The organism is Streptomyces chiangmaiensis (assembly GCF_036281785.1).
GTDB lineage: Bacteria > Actinomycetota > Actinomycetes > Streptomycetales > Streptomycetaceae > Streptomyces > Streptomyces chiangmaiensis.
The window spans coordinates 38,788-56,814 of sequence record NZ_JAYWVC010000015.1; the positions used below are offsets into that span (position 1 = coordinate 38,788).

General features: G+C 68.9%; 12 protein-coding genes. 10 read left to right on the forward strand and 2 right to left on the reverse strand.

What is annotated here, in order from left to right; translation table 11 throughout:
- The first annotated feature begins 698 nt into the window (after nt 1–698).
- Genes VXC91_RS07515 through sbnA form a run of 5 tightly spaced genes read left to right on the forward strand, consistent with a single transcriptional unit; the run spans nt 699 to nt 9,787 of the window.
- The gene (locus VXC91_RS07515) at nt 699–3,323 is read left to right on the forward strand and encodes a Pls/PosA family non-ribosomal peptide synthetase (protein WP_329506078.1); all 2,625 of its coding nucleotides are present in this window, start codon (nt 699–701) and stop codon (nt 3,321–3,323) included.
- Nucleotides 3,324–3,336: 13 nt separating this feature from the next.
- Nucleotides 3,337–6,606 (forward strand): non-ribosomal peptide synthetase, encoded by a 3,270-nt coding sequence (locus tag VXC91_RS07520; RefSeq protein ID WP_329506079.1) that lies wholly within the window; start codon nt 3,337–3,339, stop codon nt 6,604–6,606.
- Between the two features lie 43 nt (nt 6,607–6,649).
- Nucleotides 6,650–7,657 (forward strand): TauD/TfdA family dioxygenase, encoded by a 1,008-nt coding sequence (locus tag VXC91_RS07525; RefSeq protein ID WP_329506080.1) that lies wholly within the window; start codon nt 6,650–6,652, stop codon nt 7,655–7,657.
- Nucleotides 7,654–8,733 carry a 2,3-diaminopropionate biosynthesis protein SbnB gene (gene sbnB / locus VXC91_RS07530; protein WP_329506081.1) on the forward strand — a complete coding sequence of 360 codons (1,080 nt, stop codon included), beginning with the start codon at nt 7,654–7,656 and terminating at the stop codon, nt 8,731–8,733. Before VXC91_RS07525 ends, sbnB begins: the two co-directional genes overlap by 4 nt.
- Nucleotides 8,734–8,761: 28 nt before the next feature.
- A complete protein-coding gene (sbnA, locus tag VXC91_RS07535; RefSeq protein WP_329506082.1) occupies nt 8,762–9,787 on the forward strand; it encodes a 2,3-diaminopropionate biosynthesis protein SbnA in 1,026 nt (341 codons plus the stop codon).
- Nucleotides 9,788–9,931: 144 nt separating this feature from the next.
- On the opposite strand, the gene VXC91_RS07540 is transcribed toward sbnA, so the two are convergent.
- Complete coding sequence (locus VXC91_RS07540; protein ID WP_329506084.1) at nt 9,932–10,732, reverse strand: DUF429 domain-containing protein; 801 nt, start codon at nt 10,730–10,732, stop codon at nt 9,932–9,934.
- Nucleotides 10,733–11,239: 507 nt separating this feature from the next.
- On the opposite strand from VXC91_RS07540, the gene VXC91_RS07550 reads away from it, so the two are divergent.
- A complete protein-coding gene (locus VXC91_RS07550) occupies nt 11,240–12,028 on the forward strand; it encodes a helix-turn-helix transcriptional regulator (RefSeq protein ID WP_329506132.1) in 789 nt (262 codons plus the stop codon).
- Nucleotides 12,029–12,282: 254 nt separating this feature from the next.
- On the opposite strand, the gene VXC91_RS07555 is transcribed toward VXC91_RS07550, so the two are convergent.
- A complete protein-coding gene (locus VXC91_RS07555; protein WP_329506085.1) occupies nt 12,283–14,349 on the reverse strand; it encodes a SpoIIE family protein phosphatase in 2,067 nt (688 codons plus the stop codon).
- 420 nt (nt 14,350–14,769) lie between these two features.
- Here VXC91_RS07555 and VXC91_RS07560 point away from each other — a divergent pair, with 420 nt between their 5' ends.
- The 4 genes from VXC91_RS07560 (at nt 14,770) to VXC91_RS07575 (ending at nt 17,974) form a co-directional block, all read left to right on the forward strand.
- Complete coding sequence (locus VXC91_RS07560) at nt 14,770–15,816, forward strand: MauE/DoxX family redox-associated membrane protein (RefSeq protein WP_329506086.1); 1,047 nt, start codon at nt 14,770–14,772, stop codon at nt 15,814–15,816.
- Nucleotides 15,817–15,931: 115 nt separating this feature from the next.
- Nucleotides 15,932–16,351: a hypothetical protein gene (locus tag VXC91_RS07565; RefSeq protein ID WP_329506088.1), complete on the forward strand. Its 420-nt coding sequence runs from the start codon at nt 15,932–15,934 to the stop codon at nt 16,349–16,351.
- Between the two features lie 232 nt (nt 16,352–16,583).
- Nucleotides 16,584–17,471: a PP2C family protein-serine/threonine phosphatase gene (locus VXC91_RS07570; RefSeq protein ID WP_329506090.1), complete on the forward strand. Its 888-nt coding sequence runs from the start codon at nt 16,584–16,586 to the stop codon at nt 17,469–17,471.
- Nucleotides 17,375–17,974 (forward strand): phosphoribosyltransferase, encoded by a 600-nt coding sequence (locus tag VXC91_RS07575; RefSeq protein ID WP_329506133.1) that lies wholly within the window; start codon nt 17,375–17,377, stop codon nt 17,972–17,974. Before VXC91_RS07570 ends, VXC91_RS07575 begins: the two co-directional genes overlap by 97 nt.
- Nucleotides 17,975–18,027 lie beyond the last annotated feature (53 nt).

The following is an 18,027-nucleotide window of genomic DNA, read 5'->3' on the forward strand; positions in this document are numbered from 1 at the left end:
GTGAGCCGCCAGGACAGAGTCTCCCCAACCGCTTTCAGTGCCGACAACCAACTCCAGATCGCAGTCGGCGAACAATCGCATCGGTTCGTCGTAGTGCCCGTCGAGCAAGGACGGTCGCAGTCCGCAAGAGACCACCGAGTTTCTTTATGGCGGTCCGCCCCCACCAACGGGGCGTGCGTGACCGGCTCACCTGGCAGTACCGGTGAGGCGCAATTGTTCGAGGGACCCGCGAAAGTATCATCTTCGCCAGATACGCCGAACCGCTTCACTGGCATGACGGCCGCGAAAAGTGACTCCTTGGCGAGTCGGCTGAACAACATGCCAGGTGGGCGCCCATCGATGCGAGTCGGGCCAAGTTCCGCTTTCAGGAACGACCGAGGCACCGCGCCGGGGACTTAGCGCTCAGCCGCAAGGCTCACCGGGCGGGGCGATGCTCCGTCCGAGTGAACCGCGTTCTCCCCAGCGAAGTAAAGAGCCGAGAAATTCCAGCCGGTCGGGCGGTGTCGTCATGTCATTCCAAGCGAGTCCGAGTGGCAATCTGACAGTGGCCGACTAAAACTGAAGCCCGTGCTTTCGGGATCAGATGAGCGCGGCCTCGTGGCTTCCGTATTTCTCGGTTCGGTTCGGTCATTTCCGAACGCGAGGGCGCCGGAGCGGCCACTGGCCGTTGGTTGTCGAAATTACTTCGAGGAGCTCGAATGGTGGAGAAGTCTGCCGAGGTCTTGACAACCGGGTCCGGCGAGTCCGTGATCGCCCGGTCCGGCAGCGGCGGCTCGGCGGCGGACACCGAGACAAAATTCGCCGAAGTACTGGCTGACCTCGTGTGCGCCGAAGGGGTGTCGGCCGACAGCCATTTCTTCGACGACCTTGGCGCCAACTCCTTGGTGATGGCGCAGTTCTGCGCGCGGATCAGGAAGCGGCCGGACCTGCCGTCTGCCTCCATGAAGGACATCTATCGGCATCCGACGATCCGAAGCCTGGCAGCCGCTCTTTCCCAGACCACGCCCACTCCCGTCAACCTGCCGCGTCCTGCGTCGCCGCCGGAGCAGGTCACGACGCCGCAGGCGGCGCGGGCGAGCAGGCTGGACTACGTGATGTGCGGGACGCTCCAGTTGCTGGTGTTCCTGGCGTATTCCTTCGTCACCGGGGTCGTCGCGACCACGGGCTACGAGTGGGTCTCCACAGGTTCGGGTCTCCTCGACATCTATCTGCGGTCCATGGCGTTCGGCGGCATCGGATTCATCGTGATGTGCGCGTTCCCGGTCGTGGCCAAGTGGATCCTCATCGGTCGCTGGACCCCTCGGGAGATTCCGGTCTGGAGCCCGGCCTACCTGCGCTTCTGGGTCGTCAAGGTACTGCTCCATGCCAATCCGATGATCTTCTTTGTCGGAAATCCGCTGTATGTGCTGTATCTGCGGGCACTCGGCGCGCGGATCGGCAAGGGAGTAACGATCCTCTCCCGCCATGTGCCGGTCTGCACCGACCTGCTCACGATCGGCGACGGCACGGTCATCCGCAAGGACTCGTACTTCCTCTGCTATCGAGCGCATGGCGGATGCATCCAGACCGGCAGGGTCACCATCGGCCGGGACGCGTTCATCGGTGAGAAGGCCGTGCTGGACATCGGCACGTCGATGGGTGACGGCACCCAGCTCGGACACGCCTCCGCCCTGTACCGCGGTCAGACCATCCCGCAGGGCGAGCGCCACCACGGGTCTCCGGCGCAGCGCACGGACATCGACCATGTGCGGGTCGCGCCGGCCCGGTGCGGGACGCTTCGCCGCACATGCTTCGGGCTGACCACCCTGCTCCAGCTGTTCGTGCTGTACATTCCGCTGGCTGTCGGCGGTGTGTACATGCTGTTCATCGAGGTCCCCGCGCTGAGCGATCAGCTGGATCCGGACACGTCCGACGTCACGGTGTCGGAGTTCCTGACCAACGCGGTGGCGCTGTCCGCCGTACTGTTCTTCGGCTTCGTCGTCCTGGGTCTCCTCACCCTCTACACCGTTCCGCGCCTGCTGAGCCTCGCCATCAAGCCGGACAAGGCCTATCCGCTCTACGGCTTCCAGTACGCGGCGCACCGAATGATCGCCCAGATGACGAACATCAGGTTCTACGCCTGGCTCTTCGGTGACAGCTCCTTCATCGTCCACTACCTCCGCGGCCTCGGATACGACCTGTCCCATGTCGAGCAGACCGGGTCCAACTTCGGCTCGGAAATGAAGCACGAGTCCCCTTATCTGGCTTCCGTCGGCAGGGGGACGATGGTGGCCGACGGGCTGTCCATCATCAACGCCGATTTCTCGGGCACGTCGTTCAAGGTGTCCAGGGCCTCGATCGGGTCGCACAACTTCCTCGGCAACAACATCGCCTACCCCTCGGGCGGCAGGACGGGCGAGAACTGCCTGCTGGCCACGAAGGTGATGGTTCCCCTCGACGGTCCAGTCCGCGAAGGGGTCGGGCTGCTCGGCTCGCCCTGCTTCGAGATTCCGCGGTCCGTGGAGCGCGACTCCAAGTTCGACCACCTGAGGACCGGGGACGAACTACGGCGGAACCTCGGCATGAAGAATCGTTACAACCTGCGCACCATCGGCTTCCACCTGCTCGTGCGTTGGCTGCACACCTTCATGCTCACGGCCCTGGGTCTCATCTCCGTCGGCCTGTACGGCGCCTTGGGACATGCGGTGATCGCCGGCTATCTGGCGCTGACTCTCGGCTTCACCACCCTCTACTACGTCCTGGTGGAGCGCTGGCTCCACTCGTTCCGTGGGCTGCGCCCCCAGTTGTGCTCCATCTACGACCCGTACTTCTGGTGGCACGAGCGCCTGTGGAAGATGCCCTCCGAGTACCTCAACGTTTTCAACGGCACCCCCTTCAAGAACGTCATCTGGCGGCTGCTCGGTGTCCGCATCGGCAGCAGGGTCTTCGACGACGGCTGCTTCGTGACGGAGCGGACGCTCACCGCCATCGGGGACGGCTGCACACTCAACGCCGGTAGCAAGATTCAGTGCCACTCGCAGGAGGACGGCACCTTCAAGTCCGACTTCAGCACGCTCGGTGACCACTGCACCCTCGGTGTCGGCGCACATGTGCACTACGGCGTCACGGTGGGTGACGGGGTCGTGCTGGCACCCGACTCCTTCCTCATGAAAGGCGAGGAGGTACCCCCGAACGCAGGGTGGGGCGGAAACCCCGCGGTCGAGATGCCTGGTGTCCGCGAGGAGATCCTCGCCGGCATCGACTCGGCGACGGCGACCGCGGCGGCAACGACAGCGGCAGCAGTGACGGCCTCGACCGACGGCCGGACGCCGACGGCGAGCTGAGGAAGGCCATTCGATGGGAGCGCACGTGCAGACGGACCGGGAGTTCTGGAGCGGTGTCCTCACCGCCGGCGGTTCCACCGCTGTCCCCCGATGGGCGCGGGAGCCGGTGGCCGGCGTGGCCGAGTACGAGACGACGGTGCCGGACGACCTGTCGCAGAAGGTGCGAGGGCTGGCAGCGGCACTGGGCATGCCGGTCAGCGCGGTACTGCTGGCCGCCCATGCCAAGGTGCTGGCCGCGCTGTCGCGCGAGCCGGAGGTGGTGACCGGCTACGTCGCCGGGACCAAGCGCGGGCCGCTGCCGTGCCGGCTGACCACGGCACCCGGATCCTGGCGCCTGCTGATTTCGGAGGCTCATCGCACCGAGGCCGAGTTGCTGGCGCACCGGGAGTTCCCGGTGGACGAGCTGCGGCGCGACCTGGGGGCGACCGGCCCGTCGTACGAGGTCGTCTTCGACCCCGCGGGGGCCGAGAGCGGACTGGTCGACGACGCGGCGCTGGGCGTGGGCTGGCACGACGAGAGCGGGCGACTGGTGGTGCGACTGCGGTATCGCACCCAGGTGCTGGACTCCGAGTCCGCGGCGCGGCTCTGCGGCTACCACGTGACCGCACTGACCTCGATGACGGTCGACGTGGACGCCGAGCACGCTCGGCAGAACCTCCTGTCCGCCGAGGAGAGGCGTCATCAGCTCGAAGGACTCGCGGGCCCGCGCAGGGAGCTGCCGGATGCCCGGGCACATGAGCTGTTCGAGCAGCGGGTGCGGAAGCATCCGGATGCCGTGGCGGCCGTGCTCGGGGATCGAACGTGGACGTACGCGGAACTCGACTCCCGGGCCAACCGGCTTGCACGGGCGCTGCTGGCCCACGGGCTCGGCCGTGAGGACGTCGTGGCAGTGGTCACCGAACGCAATCTCGACTGGCTGGCCTCCGTGCTGGCGGTGTTCAAGGCCGGCGGCGTGTACCTGCCGATCGAGCCCCACTTCCCCGCCGGACGGATCGCGGTGACGTTGTCACGTGCCGGGTGCCGGCTGGTGCTCACCGAGCCCGGCAGCACGCACACCCTCGACCAGGCCCTGACCACGGTGCCGGGTGTCGAGAGGCTGCTGGTCGAGACCGCCTACGCGGAACAGGCCGCGGACAGTGACCCCGGGGTCGAGGTCACCGCCGATCAGCTCGCGTACATCTACTTCACCTCCGGTTCCACGGGCGAACCGAAGGGGGCGATGTGCGAGCACGCCGGCATGCTCAACCATCTCTTCGCCAAGATCGACGATCTACAGATCGACGAGGGCCAGGTGGTCGCCCAGACGGCTCCGCAGTGTTTCGACATCTCGCTGTGGCAGTTGCTCGCCGGGCTGCTGGTCGGCGGTCGGACACTGCTGGTCGAACAGGAAGCGATCCTGGACGTCGAGCGGTTCGTCGACACACTCGTCCGCGGCCGGGTCGCCGTGGCGCAGGTCGTGCCCTCCTACCTCGAGGTCGTGGCGTCGTACCTGGAGCAGCACCCGCGTGACCTGCCGGATCTGAGGTATGTCTCGGTGACCGGTGAGGCGTTGAAGCGGGAACTGGTCCAGCGCTGGTTCACGATCAAGCCCACGGTCAAGCTGGTCAACGCCTACGGGCTGACCGAGACCTCGGACGACACCAACCACGAGATCATGGAGAGGATGCCGGAAGGCGACCGGGTGTTGCTGGGGCGCGCGGTCAACAACGTGCACGTCTACGTCGTCGACGAGCATCTGGCACTGGTGCCCCTTGGTGCCCCCGGAGTGATCGCCTTCTCCGGTGTGTGCGTGGGGCGGGGATACGTCAACGATCCCGAGCGGACCCGCGCGGTCTATCTGGAGGATCCGTACCGGCCGGGCGAGCGGCTCTACCTGGGCGGCGACTGGGGGCGCTGGCACCCCGACGGCAAGCTGGAGTTCCTCGGCCGCCGGGACAACCAGGTCAAGATCCGTGGCTTCCGTATCGAGATCGGCGAGATCGAGAACACTCTGCTGCGGGTTCCCGGGGTACGCGACGGCGCGGTGGTCGTCGCCGAACGCGCCGGGGGCAGCAAGCACCTGATCGCCTTCTACACCGGCCGAGCCCAGCAGGTGGAGCTGCTCCGCCAAGCCCTCGGCGCCGCGCTGCCCGCCTACATGGTCCCGTCCGCCTTCCACCGGCAGGAGACCCTGCCGCTCACCGCCAATGGCAAGATCGACCGGAAGGCCCTGACCGCACTGGCCGAGCAGAGCGCTCCGGCCCCCGAGGGCGACGCCGCCGGGGAGGCCGACCGCCTTCCGCGCACACCGAGCGAGCGCAGGCTCGCGGCCACCTGGGCGGAGCTGCTGAGCATCCCCGCACACCAGATCGGCCGACAGGACCACTTCTTCGACTCCGGCGGCACTTCACTGACGGCGGTGAAGCTCACCATCGCCCTGAAGCGTGCGGTGTCTTTGAAGGACATCACCCGCCACCCGGTGCTCGCCGACCTCGCCGCACTCCTCGACGGCGCACGCCGGCAGCTCACCGAGCTGCTTCAACCGCTGTCGCAGTCCGACGGTGTCCCCGAATGTGCCCTGGTGTGTTTCCCCTACGCGGGCGGCAACGCGGTCAACTACCGGCCGATGGCCGGTGCGCTCGCGGCGAGCGGACCCGCTGTGTACGCCGTCGACCTGCCCGGTCACGACCTGGCCGCCCGGAGCGAACCGTTCGCACCGTTGGCGCAGGTGGCGGAGCAGATCGTCGCCGAGATCACCATGCGTGGCCTGACCAGGGTGATGCTGTGGGGGCACTCCTCGGGAGCCGCACCGGCCGTGGAGACGGCGAGGCGGCTGGAGAGGCGCGGAGTCGTCGTCCCGCGTGTGTTCCTCGCCGCTCAGCTGCCCGGCACCCCCGATGACCGGCGCGCGGCCATCGCCGAGCTGACGGGACTGACGAACGCCGAGATCGCCGCGGAACTCACCGCGGACAGCGGCTACACCGAACTCGGCGAGCTGAGCGCACCGCATGCCGAGCATGTCGGCGCCGCCTACCGGCACGACTGCGTGGCCGCACACGAATACTTCGCCGACGCCCTCGAGGCACCGCCGACCGTGAAGCTGTCCGCGCCGATCACCGTGGTCATCGCCGCGGACGACCCCAACACGGCCGGATTCCGAGACCGATACCGCGATTGGCAGCTACTGGCCGAGCACGTGGATCTGCACGAGCTCGCCGACGGCGGCCACTACTTCCTGCGCACCCGTCCAGTCGAAGCAGCACGAGCCGTCCTGGGTGCGGCCGAGCTGCTCGCCTCCCCATGATCCTCCTCGAGCCACCACCACGACGATCGAAAGGAAAAAGCAAATGTCGTCCTCCTCACCCCTGGCCTCGCTGCTCGAGGTGGAGCTGGATCCGGACAAGCCTCCGATCCTGCGTGTCCAGACCGCTGGAGACGTGACCGGCTGGGCGGCCGAACACCGCGAGGCCCTGCGTGCGCTCGTCTCCGAGCACGGCGTGGTGCTCGTCCGCGGCCTGGGACTGCGGGACACGGATCAGGTCCGTGCCGTCTTCACGGCCCTGGCCGGTGATCTGATGACGGAGAAGGAAGCTTTCGCCCCCCGCCAGACATTCAGCCCGGGGCTGTACTCCTCCGCCACCTGGCCGGCCAACCAGCCGATGTGTATGCACCATGAACTGAGTTACACCCTGGAGATTCCCGGCCTAATGCTGTTCGCGTGTCTGTCCGCTCCCAGTCAGGGCGGGGTGACCGCGGTGGCCGACGCGGAACGTGTGCTCCAGGCCCTGCCCAACGCACTGACCGATCGGTTCGAGCGTGAGGGATGGCTGCTCACCCGCAGCTACAACGACGAGATCGGGGCGTCGCTGGAGGAGTCGTTCGGCACCGAGAACCCCGTGGGCATCGAGCGCTACTGCCGCGACCACGCCATCGACTTCGACTGGCAGCCCGACGGGTCCCTGCGCACCCGGCAGCGCCGCAGTGCCGTGGTGCGGCACCCGGCCACCGGCCGGCGCTGCTGGTTCAACCAGATCGCCTTCCTCAACGAGTGGACGCTCGCAGCGGAGGTGCGCGAGTACCTGGTGGACATCTACGGCGCGGACGGGCTTCCCTTCAACACCCGCTTCGGAGACGGCAGCCCGATCGGCGAGGACGTCGTCCAGCTGCTCAACGCCACCTACGAGGACCACACCCGCCGCGAACCCTGGCAGGCCGGAGACCTGATGCTCGTCGACAACGTACGCACCGCCCACAGCAGAGAAGCCTTCAGCGGAGAGCGCCAGGTGCTGGTCGCCATGGCCGAACCTCAGCGTCTGGCGGACGGATTCCCGACCCCGGAGGCAAGCCAGCGATGACCCCCACAACCTCCTCTGCCACCCAGCCCACCGGTCGCCACCGGAGTCCGGCGCCGACCTTCGCCGTGATCTCCGGCGACCAGGTGCAGCAGGCACTGCGCGGGCGTGAGAAGCAGATCGTGGAACTGGTCGAGGCCACTTACCGGCTGCACGGCGCGGGGGACTCGGTCAACCCGCCGTCGTACTTCCTGCGCTTCCCGGACCGTCCGACGGCCAGAATCATCGCCCTGCCGGCCTCCATCGGCGGGTCGGTGAATGTGGACGGCCTGAAGTGGATCTCCAGTTTCCCGGCCAACGTGGAAGCCGGACTCCCCCGGGCCTCCGCGGTCCTCATCCTCAACGACCACGACACCGGCTACCCCTTCGCCTGCCTGGAGAGCTCCATCATCAGCGCCACCAGGACCGCGGCATCCGCCGCGCTGGCGGCCGACTGGCTCAGCCGCGGCAGGCCCAGGCCCAGCCGTGTCGGGTTCTTCGGTACGGGCCTCATCGCCCGCTACATCCACACCTTCCTCGCCGGCACCGGCTGGACCTTCGACAACATCGGGGTGTACGACGTGTCGGCCGACAACGCCGCGGGCTTCCACGGCTACCTCCAGGAGGCCGGCACCACGGGGCACGCCGGACAGGTGACTGTGCACAACAGTGCCGAAGACCTGATCCGCTCCAGCGATCTGATCGTCTTCGCCACCGTCGCCGGCAAACCCCATGTCACCGACCGGGCCTGGTTCGCACATCACCCTCTGGTCCTGCACGTCTCGCTGCGCGACCTGGCTCCCGAGATCCTGCTCGACTCCGCCAATTTCGTCGACGACGTCGAGCACTGTCTCAAGGCCGACACCTCCCCGCACCTGGCAGAGCAGCTCACCGGTAGCCGCGACTTCCTGGACGGGACCCTCAACGACGTCATGACCGGAGGAGTGACCCCACCGACAGACCGGCCAGTGATCTTCTCACCCTTCGGACTGGGCGTCCTCGACCTCGCAGTCGGCAACTACGTCTACGACGAAGTCGCGCTGGCCGGACACCTCCACCTCATCGACCACTTCTTCCACGAGCTGCGCCGATACGGCTGAACTTCGGCTCTGGCACCAGGAGGCCACCGTGCCCGTCATCTCCACTCCCTACGCCTTCAACGAAAGCCAGCTGTATGTCGACCTCAAGTCGATTTTCGGGCGCTCTCTCTACTTGAAGTGCGAGGGCTTCAACTTCGCCGGCTCGATCAAGCTGAAGGCCGCGATCGAGATGGTGGAGACCGCCGAGCGGGACGGGCTCCTGAAGCCGGATTCGGTGCTGGTGGAGTCCTCGTCCGGAAATCTGGGCGTTGCCCTCAGCATGATCGCCGCGAGCAAGGGCTACCGGTTCCTGTGCGTGACGGACTCCCGCTGCAACCTCTCGACCAGACTCCTGATGGAGGCGCTGGGCAGCGAGGTGCACATCATCGCCGACCTGGATGCCAACGGCGGTTTCCTCGGGGCGCGCATCGAGTACGTACGCGCGCTGTGCGCCTCCGACGACCGGTATGTGTGGCTCAGCCAGTACACGAATCCGGGCAACTGGCGGGCGCACTACCGCAAGACGGCGCCGGAGATCGCCCGCGAGTTCCCCGGGCTGGAAGTGCTGTTCATCGGCGCGGGCACCACCGGCACCCTCATGGGCTGCGCGCGCTACTTCCGTGACTGGCACCACCCCGTGCAGATCGTCGCGGTGGACAGCGTCGGCTCGGTGAGCTTCGGCGGCAAGCCGGGCCGCCGGATGATTCCGGGTCTGGGCATGAGCATGCGCCCGCCCCTGCTCGACGAGTCCTATGTGGACGATGTCATCAAGGTCGAGGAGGCGGACACCATCCGTGCCTGCCACCGGCTCGCCAGACACGGGTTCCTGTTCGGCGGTTCCACCGGAACCGTGGTCAGCGGCGCGATGCAGTGGCTGGCCCAGAAGGAGCCGCGCGACCTCACCGCGGTCGCCATCGCGCCGGACCTCGGAGAGCGGTACCTCGACACCATCTACCAGATCAACTGGCTGCAGGACCTGTACGGTGACGACATACTCGACTTCGACGAGGTGAGCGCCGGTACCCGAAGGGCCGAGCCCAGACGCCGGACGTCGGGCCGGCGGCCGAAGCCGTAGAGCACGTCATCACGCGGCGTGAGGCGGCCCGGGCGCAGCGGCGGGTGTGCGCCGCCTGCGCCCGTGGCGGCCGTCCGCGCCCACCCGCCTGACGCTCGCTGGACTCCATGGAGAGGTGACGGGCGCCGTGCCGGCGGAGTTCCGTCATTCCGGCGCACATCCGAGTGTGCCGAGATCCGTACCCGGCAGATGGATCCAGCCCTCCTGCCGGGCAGCCTCGCGCTCTCCGGCTGTGCGCGGCCACACCGTGTCCCCGACCTGGACCGCACGAGCGACCAACGCACAGACCAAGGCGTCGAGATGGTCGTGGCTTTCGGCGCACCTCGCACGCACCGGCTCGGCCAGGGACGCGCCCAATCCCGCCTCGATCGCCCGGACAACGTGCTCGCGTACGGCGCGTGCCTCGGGCGTGGCGCTTTTGTAGCTGTGGGTGAGACGGATCCCCCAACACCGCAGTGCGGCGGCCGGGTAGACCTCGGCGATCGGCCCGGAGCCGTCCCTGGGCACGGCGACACCGGCCGCGGTCAGTTCATCCAGGAGATAGGCGGCCCGCAGTGCCACGACCCCCAACAGGTCGGTGGACACCGACAGCGGCGGCCGCATCGCGGTCGCCTTCCAGGTGAGGTCGTCGGTGAGCCGAAAGCGGAGTGCGTCCAACCCGGGCCTTCCGTCGGCCCGCTGATCGAACCTCACGGGAGGCGGCAGCCGTGCGCCCTGGTGGTGGGCCAGAACTGTCGCCACGAAGTTCGTCGGCCAGCCCAGTGGACAGTCGAGGCCCGTCTTGTCGGCCGCCCGGACGATGGCCAGCAGTTCCTCGTCCCCTTCGGGCACCACGAACTCCGCGGTGACGCCGCCTCCGGAACCCCAGACCGTCCGGCACACAGCGGTACGCCGTGCGCTCGCAGCGAGGTCGACGCCCACCGTCACCGCCTGTCGTCGCATCATGCCGAGATCATCGCGCACCCCGGCCCTGCGTGCGGCCGCCGTCTACAGGCCCGACCGGGCCAAGAAGGTTGACAACACATCGCGTTCGTTCGCCGCCACCCCGTTCGGGCCGTGGCTGCTCGTGCCGGTGACACTCAAAGTCGTGCTCTTCGGCCTGTTCCCTTCGCGCCGGCACGCCGGCGCAGGGTCGGAACCCGGCCGACGTTACGGCTGTGGTGACGAAGCCGTGCGGGCCGCCGGTCCCCTGTGCCGGCGGCCCGCACGGGACCTGCCGGGCCCGGAGCGACCGAGCGTCGATCGTGGTCTGCTCGCATCGGCGGCGACACCGCGGACGGTGAACTGCGGCGCCCGCGCGCAGCCATGCGCTCCGAAGTATGTCCGAGAACGTCACCGTTGCTCGGTTGAAGTCTGTACCGACATCACGCTTGGCTGGTATGGGTAGAACTGCGTACGCGAACGGGCGGAGAGGGATACGTGGCATCCGGTCAGGGCCAGGCCTACGAACGCATGCTGTCGGTGGCCGTGGCAGCGCTCCACGAACGGGAACCGGAGCATCTGTGGCCCCTGATCGCATCCGTCCTGCCGGACGTGTGCGGCGGCGAGGCCCTGATCTACAAACTCGACGAGTGGAACGAGAGCAGCGGCACGGTGGGGCTGTCCCCGGGCGTCGCCGCGACGTTCGACCTGCTCGAGGAGGGGGCCATGGGTCTTCTGCGGGCGGGCTACCCCTTCGCGCACCACTACGCCGGCGGACACGACCTGGTGCCGGTGACGGCGCGGCAGGCGGCCGGCCCCGAGTGGTCCGCGAGCCCCACGGCACGTCTGCTCAGCAAGACGATGGACGTGGACCATGCACTCGCCGTTCCGCTGCCCAGGACGACCACCCCGATCACGGGATGTCTCGTCTACCGTTCCGGCAGGGACTTCGATGACGACGACATACGGATCGGACGGCAATTGCAGCCTCTTCTGGCAGCCGTCGAGCAGCAGCGGCAACTCCTGGAGCGCTGGCGGCGCGTCGTCGTGGCGGGTGCTGCGGGCTCCCCTCGGGAGACGGCCGCCGACTGCGATCTGACCCCGCGCGAAACGACCGTGCTGCTCCTGCTCGGCGATGCCCTGACCGCCGCAGCCATGGGCCGCCGTCTCGGTATATCGGACCGCACGGTACACAAGCACATCGAGAACATCTATCGCAAACTGGGCACCCGAGACCGGATCAGCACGGTGCTCCGCGCCCAACGGCTGGGCCTTCTGCCCCTGCCCGCCTCCCCCGTCCCGGGGACCGGCAGGGCCTGACGGCCGCTCCCCCGGCACGTCGGCGTGGTCCTTCCGCGAGACGACGACCTCGGTGCTCGGGATGCGTTCGAAGAACAGTGCCGCCCCGTGCTCACATGCGGGTCAGAGCAGTTCTGAGATGGCCTTCACCCCCGGTATGAACGCCGGAGCACTGGCCGGGATCAAAGGTAGACGCCCCTGCCGGCGAACAGCGTCTCGTCCCACTCCCGGTCCGCGGCCACGTCCCCCACCACCTCGCGATCCCTCGCTCCGACTCACTGCGCACGGGCCACGAGGAGGGCCACGTCGTCGTGATCGTCGGGATGCCGCAAACCGTACAGCAGGAGGTCGCAGGTCTCCTCCAAAGCGCGGCCGGGCTGGTCGAGAAGTCCGAGGAGAAGGTCGAGGCGGTCGTCGATGGAATGGTGGCGGGTCTCCACGAGGCCGTCCGTGTACAGGACGAGCAGGTCGCCGGGGCCCAGGTCGACGATGGTGGTCTCGAAGGCGACGCCCCCGACCCCCAGTGGGACTCCGGAGGGGAGGTCGAGCAACGTGGGCGCGCCGCCGGGACGGGCCAGTGCGGGCGGCATGTGTCCTGCGTTGGCGATACGGCATCGCCTCTCGTGCGGGTCGTACACGGCGTAGACGCAGGTGACGATGTAGTGCTCCAAGCCGCATGTGATCTTGTCGAGGTGCTGGAGCACCGCGTCCGGGGCGAGGTCGAGATCGGCATAGGCGCAGGTGGCGGTGCGGAGGCGACCCATGGTGGCGGCGGCGTCGATGCCGTTGCCCATGACGTCGCCGACGACGAGCGCGGTCTTCTCCCCGGTCAGGCTGATCACGTCGTACCAGTCTCCGCCGACCTCGCAGGTGGCCTGGGCCGGCTGGTAGCGGGTGGCGAGTTCCAGGCCGGTCCGGTGCGGTGGGTGTTCGGGCAGCAGGCTGCGCTGGAGCGTGAGGGCGGTGTTGCGCACGCTCTGGTACCAGCGGGCGTTGTCGATGGCCACGGCTGCGCGGCCGGCCAGTTCGCCGGCCAGTACGACGTCGTCCTGGTCGAACGGGGCGGGGTTGGTGGTGCGTTTGAGGTCCAGGGCGCCGAGCACCTCGCCGTGGGCGATCAGAGGTACCGCGAGATAGGAGTGGACACCGGCGCGGGCCAGCAATGAGGTGGCCTCCGGGTCGCGGCCGATGCGCTCGAGGTCGTCGGCGGCCACGTGACGGACCAGCACCGGTCGGCCGGCGTGGACACACAGCGTGACCAGGCGATCGCCCTCGTAGGTGGCGAGGTCACCGGGAGGGTCTGCGGCCCGCAGCGCCACGGTGGGTTTGGCCGCCTTGAGCGCCAGGGCACGGAACAGCTCCGAACCGCTGTCGGGTTTGCTGATGCGGCGGCAGGCGAGCACGGAGTCGAGAATGTCCACGGCCACCACGTCGGCGAGCTCGGGCGTCGCGATCTCGGCCAGTTCCCGGGCTGTCTGCTCCACATCCAGGGTGGTGCCGACGCGCACGGACGCGTCGGCGATGAGCGTGAGACGACGCCGTGCCCGGTCGGCCTCCGTGGCCGCGCGGTGCCGTTCGGTGACGTCCACGACCGAGGTGGCCGCACCGAGGACTCGGCCACCGGGGTCCTCCAGCCGGTAGAAGGACAGGGACCATGCGTGGTCGTGATCGGGGTCGGCAGGGGTGCGGCCGACGGCGTACTGGTCGAGCACGGGGGTGCCGGTGGCCAGCACCTGGCGCAGCGCCGACTCGATGGTTTCCATGTCGGGGAGGCTCAGCGTCTCCCTCAGATGGCGGCCGATGTGTTCTCGGGCGGGGATGCCGTCGATGTGCTCCAGGGCGGGGTTGACCAGGAGGAAGCACAGGTCGGGGTCCATGAGCGCCAGGCCGATCGGTGACTGGTTGATCAGCCGTTCGCACAGGGCCAGGTCGGTTTCGACGCGCTGAACGGCGGTGTGGTCGGCCGCGATACCCAGGGCGTAGGCCTCCCCGGCGTCGTTGAGCAACCGCATGTTGCGGAACTCCATCAGGCGCGTGTGGCCGTCCTTGTGCCGGATGGGGAAGGCGCCGGCCCAGCTGCGGCCGGTCTCCAGTACCTCGATGAAGAGACCGACGACCGACTGCAGGTGCTCCGGCTGGATCAGCAGATGTGCCGCATAGGTACCGAGGGCCTCTTTTGCGGTGTAGCCGAAGAGTTCCTCGGCCTGGGGACTCCAGAACACGATGCGCCCGGTGGAGTCCAGCACCACCGCGGCGACACTGAGCATGTCGAGAAGCCCGCGCTCGCGGGGCTGTCCCGGGCCCGACTGGTCTTCGTCGCCCTGGAAGGATTCGTCTGTCATCCCAGGTCTCCCTCCACGTGCCGCGGCGCGACCTGCTGCCCATTTCCGCACGGTTCCATGCCGGGGCCTGGCTTCGGGTACTTCCATGCTGCCTCCGGCCGAGTACCCTGCACAGCCCAGGACGTGCTGCGCGGGCACGCACAGTGGAGCTCGGTGACGCAGCGGATCCATCAGCGGCAGGGTCCCTCCGGCCGACGGCGCTCGGGCGAGTGCAGGCACGTGCCCGCACCACGCCTCGCGCCGAAAATCGCCTTCGCCAACCATTTCGCCGATCCCCGCGCGCCGTCCGGGTGTTGTTGCGCTCCCTGAGGGCTGCACCTCGGGCGAACTCGGTAGGAGTCAGTCGCCGGCGCTGCGCCTCGGGCCATCGCCCGCTCTCTGCGTCCCCGCGCCGGGGAGCCGAAAGCGAGGTGTTGTGGGATGGGCGAGATGATCCTTCCGGTGGCGATCGCGCTCGCCACGGTCTTCGGGGTCGCGGCGGCCGCCAAATCGACCGACCTGGAGGGACTGCGCCGTGCCCTGGTCGACTTCGGACTGCCTTCCCGGACGGCGGCGCCTCTCGGCCGGCTTCTCGTCACATGCGAGTGCGGCATCGCCGTGGGCCTCGTCGTGCAGCCGTGGGCGCGTGGCGGGGGGCTGGGGGCGCTCCTGCTGTTGACCGTGGTCAGCGCCGTGATCGCGTCGAACCTGTCACGTGGGCGAGCCCCCGCCTGCCACTGTTTCGGAGGGCTGCAGGCAACCCCCGTCGGCTGGTCGACCATCGCCCGCAACGCGCTCCTCGCCACCCTTGCGGGCTTTGTCGCCGCCGACGGGCACCCGCACTGGCTCTTTGCGGGACTCGCGGTCGTCACGTCGGCGCTGTGGGCCGGGCTGTGGGCGAAAGAAACCGGGAAGGTGCGAGCGGGCATGCCCGCACCCCCGTTCTCACTGCCGGACGAGTCGGGGCAGGACCGGACCCTGGAGGACTTGCTGACTCCGGGCCGCCCGCTTCTCCTCGTCTTCAGCGATCGCCGCTGCGGCGCCTGCACCGCACTGCTCCCCCAGGTGGCCCGTTGGCAGCGGACGCACGACGGAAGCGTGACGATCGCCGTCGTGAGCGGAGGCCCGCACCCGGAGCCACTCGCCGCGGCAAAGGACGACAGACCGCGACGGCTGCTGGCGGACCCCGACCGCCGGGTGCTCGCCGCCTACGGGATCACGACCACGCCCGGCGCGGTCCTGATCGACGCCGAGGGGATCGTCGCGGCCGCGTCGGCGGTCGGCGCGCCGGAGGTCGGAAACCTGGTCGCCATGGCGCTCCGCCTTCGCGGCAGGCCGACTGCCGCGGGTCGGGTGGTGCTGTTCGCGTCGGCCGCGCTGGTCCCCGCGTTCACCACGGTCTGCGCCGTGGGCCACGACATCGCCTCGCCCGAGCGGCCGCCGGTCCAGGACGACCAGGCGGTTCCCTTCGGATCAGCAGGCCGGTGACGCCTTCGAACCGGCCGCCGGACGTCGTACGTTCGCCTTGAGCTCGCCGTAGATCCCGCCCAGGCGGGTGAGCGCAGGCCCTCGCCACCGACGAGCGCATCGCGCCCCCAGGGAGATGCACGTCTACGCAAACGAGTTCCACCCGCTGGGCGGAGTGGCCGCCGAGATCTTCCGCTTCGGCGTCGAGTGGCTCGAACGCGCCCTGAACGGCGCCCGGGACACCCCCGGGGCCGACCGGCTGCGGGTCCCCGAGGACGGCGCCGCCGTCGCCTTCCGCGCGGCACTGTGGTCCGACGCTCCGACCGAACCTGCACGGCGTCCGATGGGGAATCGGCTCGACCGCATCACCGGCTCGGCATCGACCAGCCCCGATCGGCACCGCGTCCGTGCCCTGACACCCGAAGGCCGCTCAAGGTGCATCCAGGGGGATGCCCGGCGCCCCGCACGCCAGAACACACAGCCGAGCACCCCTCAGGGTGATCCTTATGCCGAAGATCGCCTGAAAGGTCGGGACATGCACTTCTCGGAGCAATGATCAGGTGGCCTGTCGACCCGCGAAAGTCCGGTTGTCCTGATCAAGCCCTGCCAGGAGTTCTTGTGCACAGGCCGAGTGAATGGATCCGCCAGGACCTCGGTCCGGTGCCGGGCCACCCAGCCGTGGGCCCGCCGGGTCCCTCGAGGTCTTTGCCGACATCGGCGCGCCCACGGCGGAGCGAGCCGTGAGGTGGCCCGGCCGGCGGACCGCCGAAAGCCGCGGTGCAGGGCAGTTGAGCGACGCAGGTCTGCCGGTGCCCGTCCCTCCCTCATGGATGCGCTGGCTGCCCGCCATGTACGTCCTGGCGGTCCTGGCACTCGAGCCGATCACTCCCGTCCAGTGGCCGGTGAGCTTCCTGCTCATCGCCCTCCCCGTGGTCGCCGCCTTCGCGTACGGTCCCGTCACCGTCGCCGCCCTCACGGTCTTCGCCGCGGTGTTCGAGGGCGTTCTCGCCGGAACTCCGTGTTGCGCGGGCCGCTCCGTGGGCTATCTGTGGGAGCGCCACTATGTGGCCGCCTACATCTCCACCGCTTTGGTCGGCCTCCTCGGCACGATCCTGGCCGCCCACCGGACCCGCCGCGAGCGCACGCTCGCCACCGTGCGGTCCGTGGCCGAGACCGCGCAGCGCGTACTGCTGCGCCCGGTGCCCCACCGCCTCGGCCGGGTCTGCGTGGAGACCCTCTACCTGTCCGCCGCGGCCGAGGCCCGCATCGGCGGCGACCTGTACGAGGCGGTGCCCACCGTGCACGGAGTCCGCCTGCTCATCGGGGATGTCCGGGGCAAGGGCCTGATCGCGGTGGAAACTGCAGCGACCATGCTCGGCGCCTTCCGCGAGGCCGCCCACGACGAGGCCGATCTTTCCAGGGTGGCGCACCGGGTCGAGATCAGCATGAGCCGTCGAGCCGTGGAGCTGCCCGGCGACGAGATGGCGGAGCGCTTCGTCACCGCCGTGTTCGCCGAGATTCCCGACCACGAGGAGGTCGTCCGCATCGTCAACTGCGGTCACCCGCGGCCGAACGGCTTCTGGAGTGGGCCGGCAGCGGCGATTTCACCGATGCGATCGTGCTCGCCCTGCCGCGCGGCGGTGTTCCGATCGGAGTGGAGGTGGCCCGCGCCCTGAAGGTTCCCCTGGACGTGCTGGTCGTCCGCACGATCGTTGTGCCGGGCGCACCGGAAGTCGGCATCGGGGCGATCGCCGACGACGAGCCCCCGCTGTTCGACTCCGTGGGACTGGCCGCGATGCATCTGGACGAGCACAAGCTCGGCTCGGAGATCGCCGGGGAACGGGCCGAGCTCTACCGATGCGAAGGCCTCTACCGGGCAGGGCGCTCGGCTCCCCGCGTCACCGGACGCACCGTCGTGCTCGTGAACGACGGACAGATCACCGGGATCACCGCCTGCGCCGCGCTGCGCCACCTGCGCCGGCAGGAACCGGCACGCCTCGTCCTGGCCGTTCCGGTATGCAGCCGCGGCGCCGCCCACGCACTGGGCGGCGAAGCAGATGCCCTGATCTGCCTGGACCAGCAGGACCGCCTCGGGTCGGTGGGCGAATGTTATGCCGAATTCGAACAGGTCTCCGACCAGGAGGTGAGGAACGCATTGCGGGAACTCCACACCGCCTGAGGTCGGCGGCCCGCGCGTGCGCCGGTCCGTCGCGGGTACCCGACAAAGTGGGA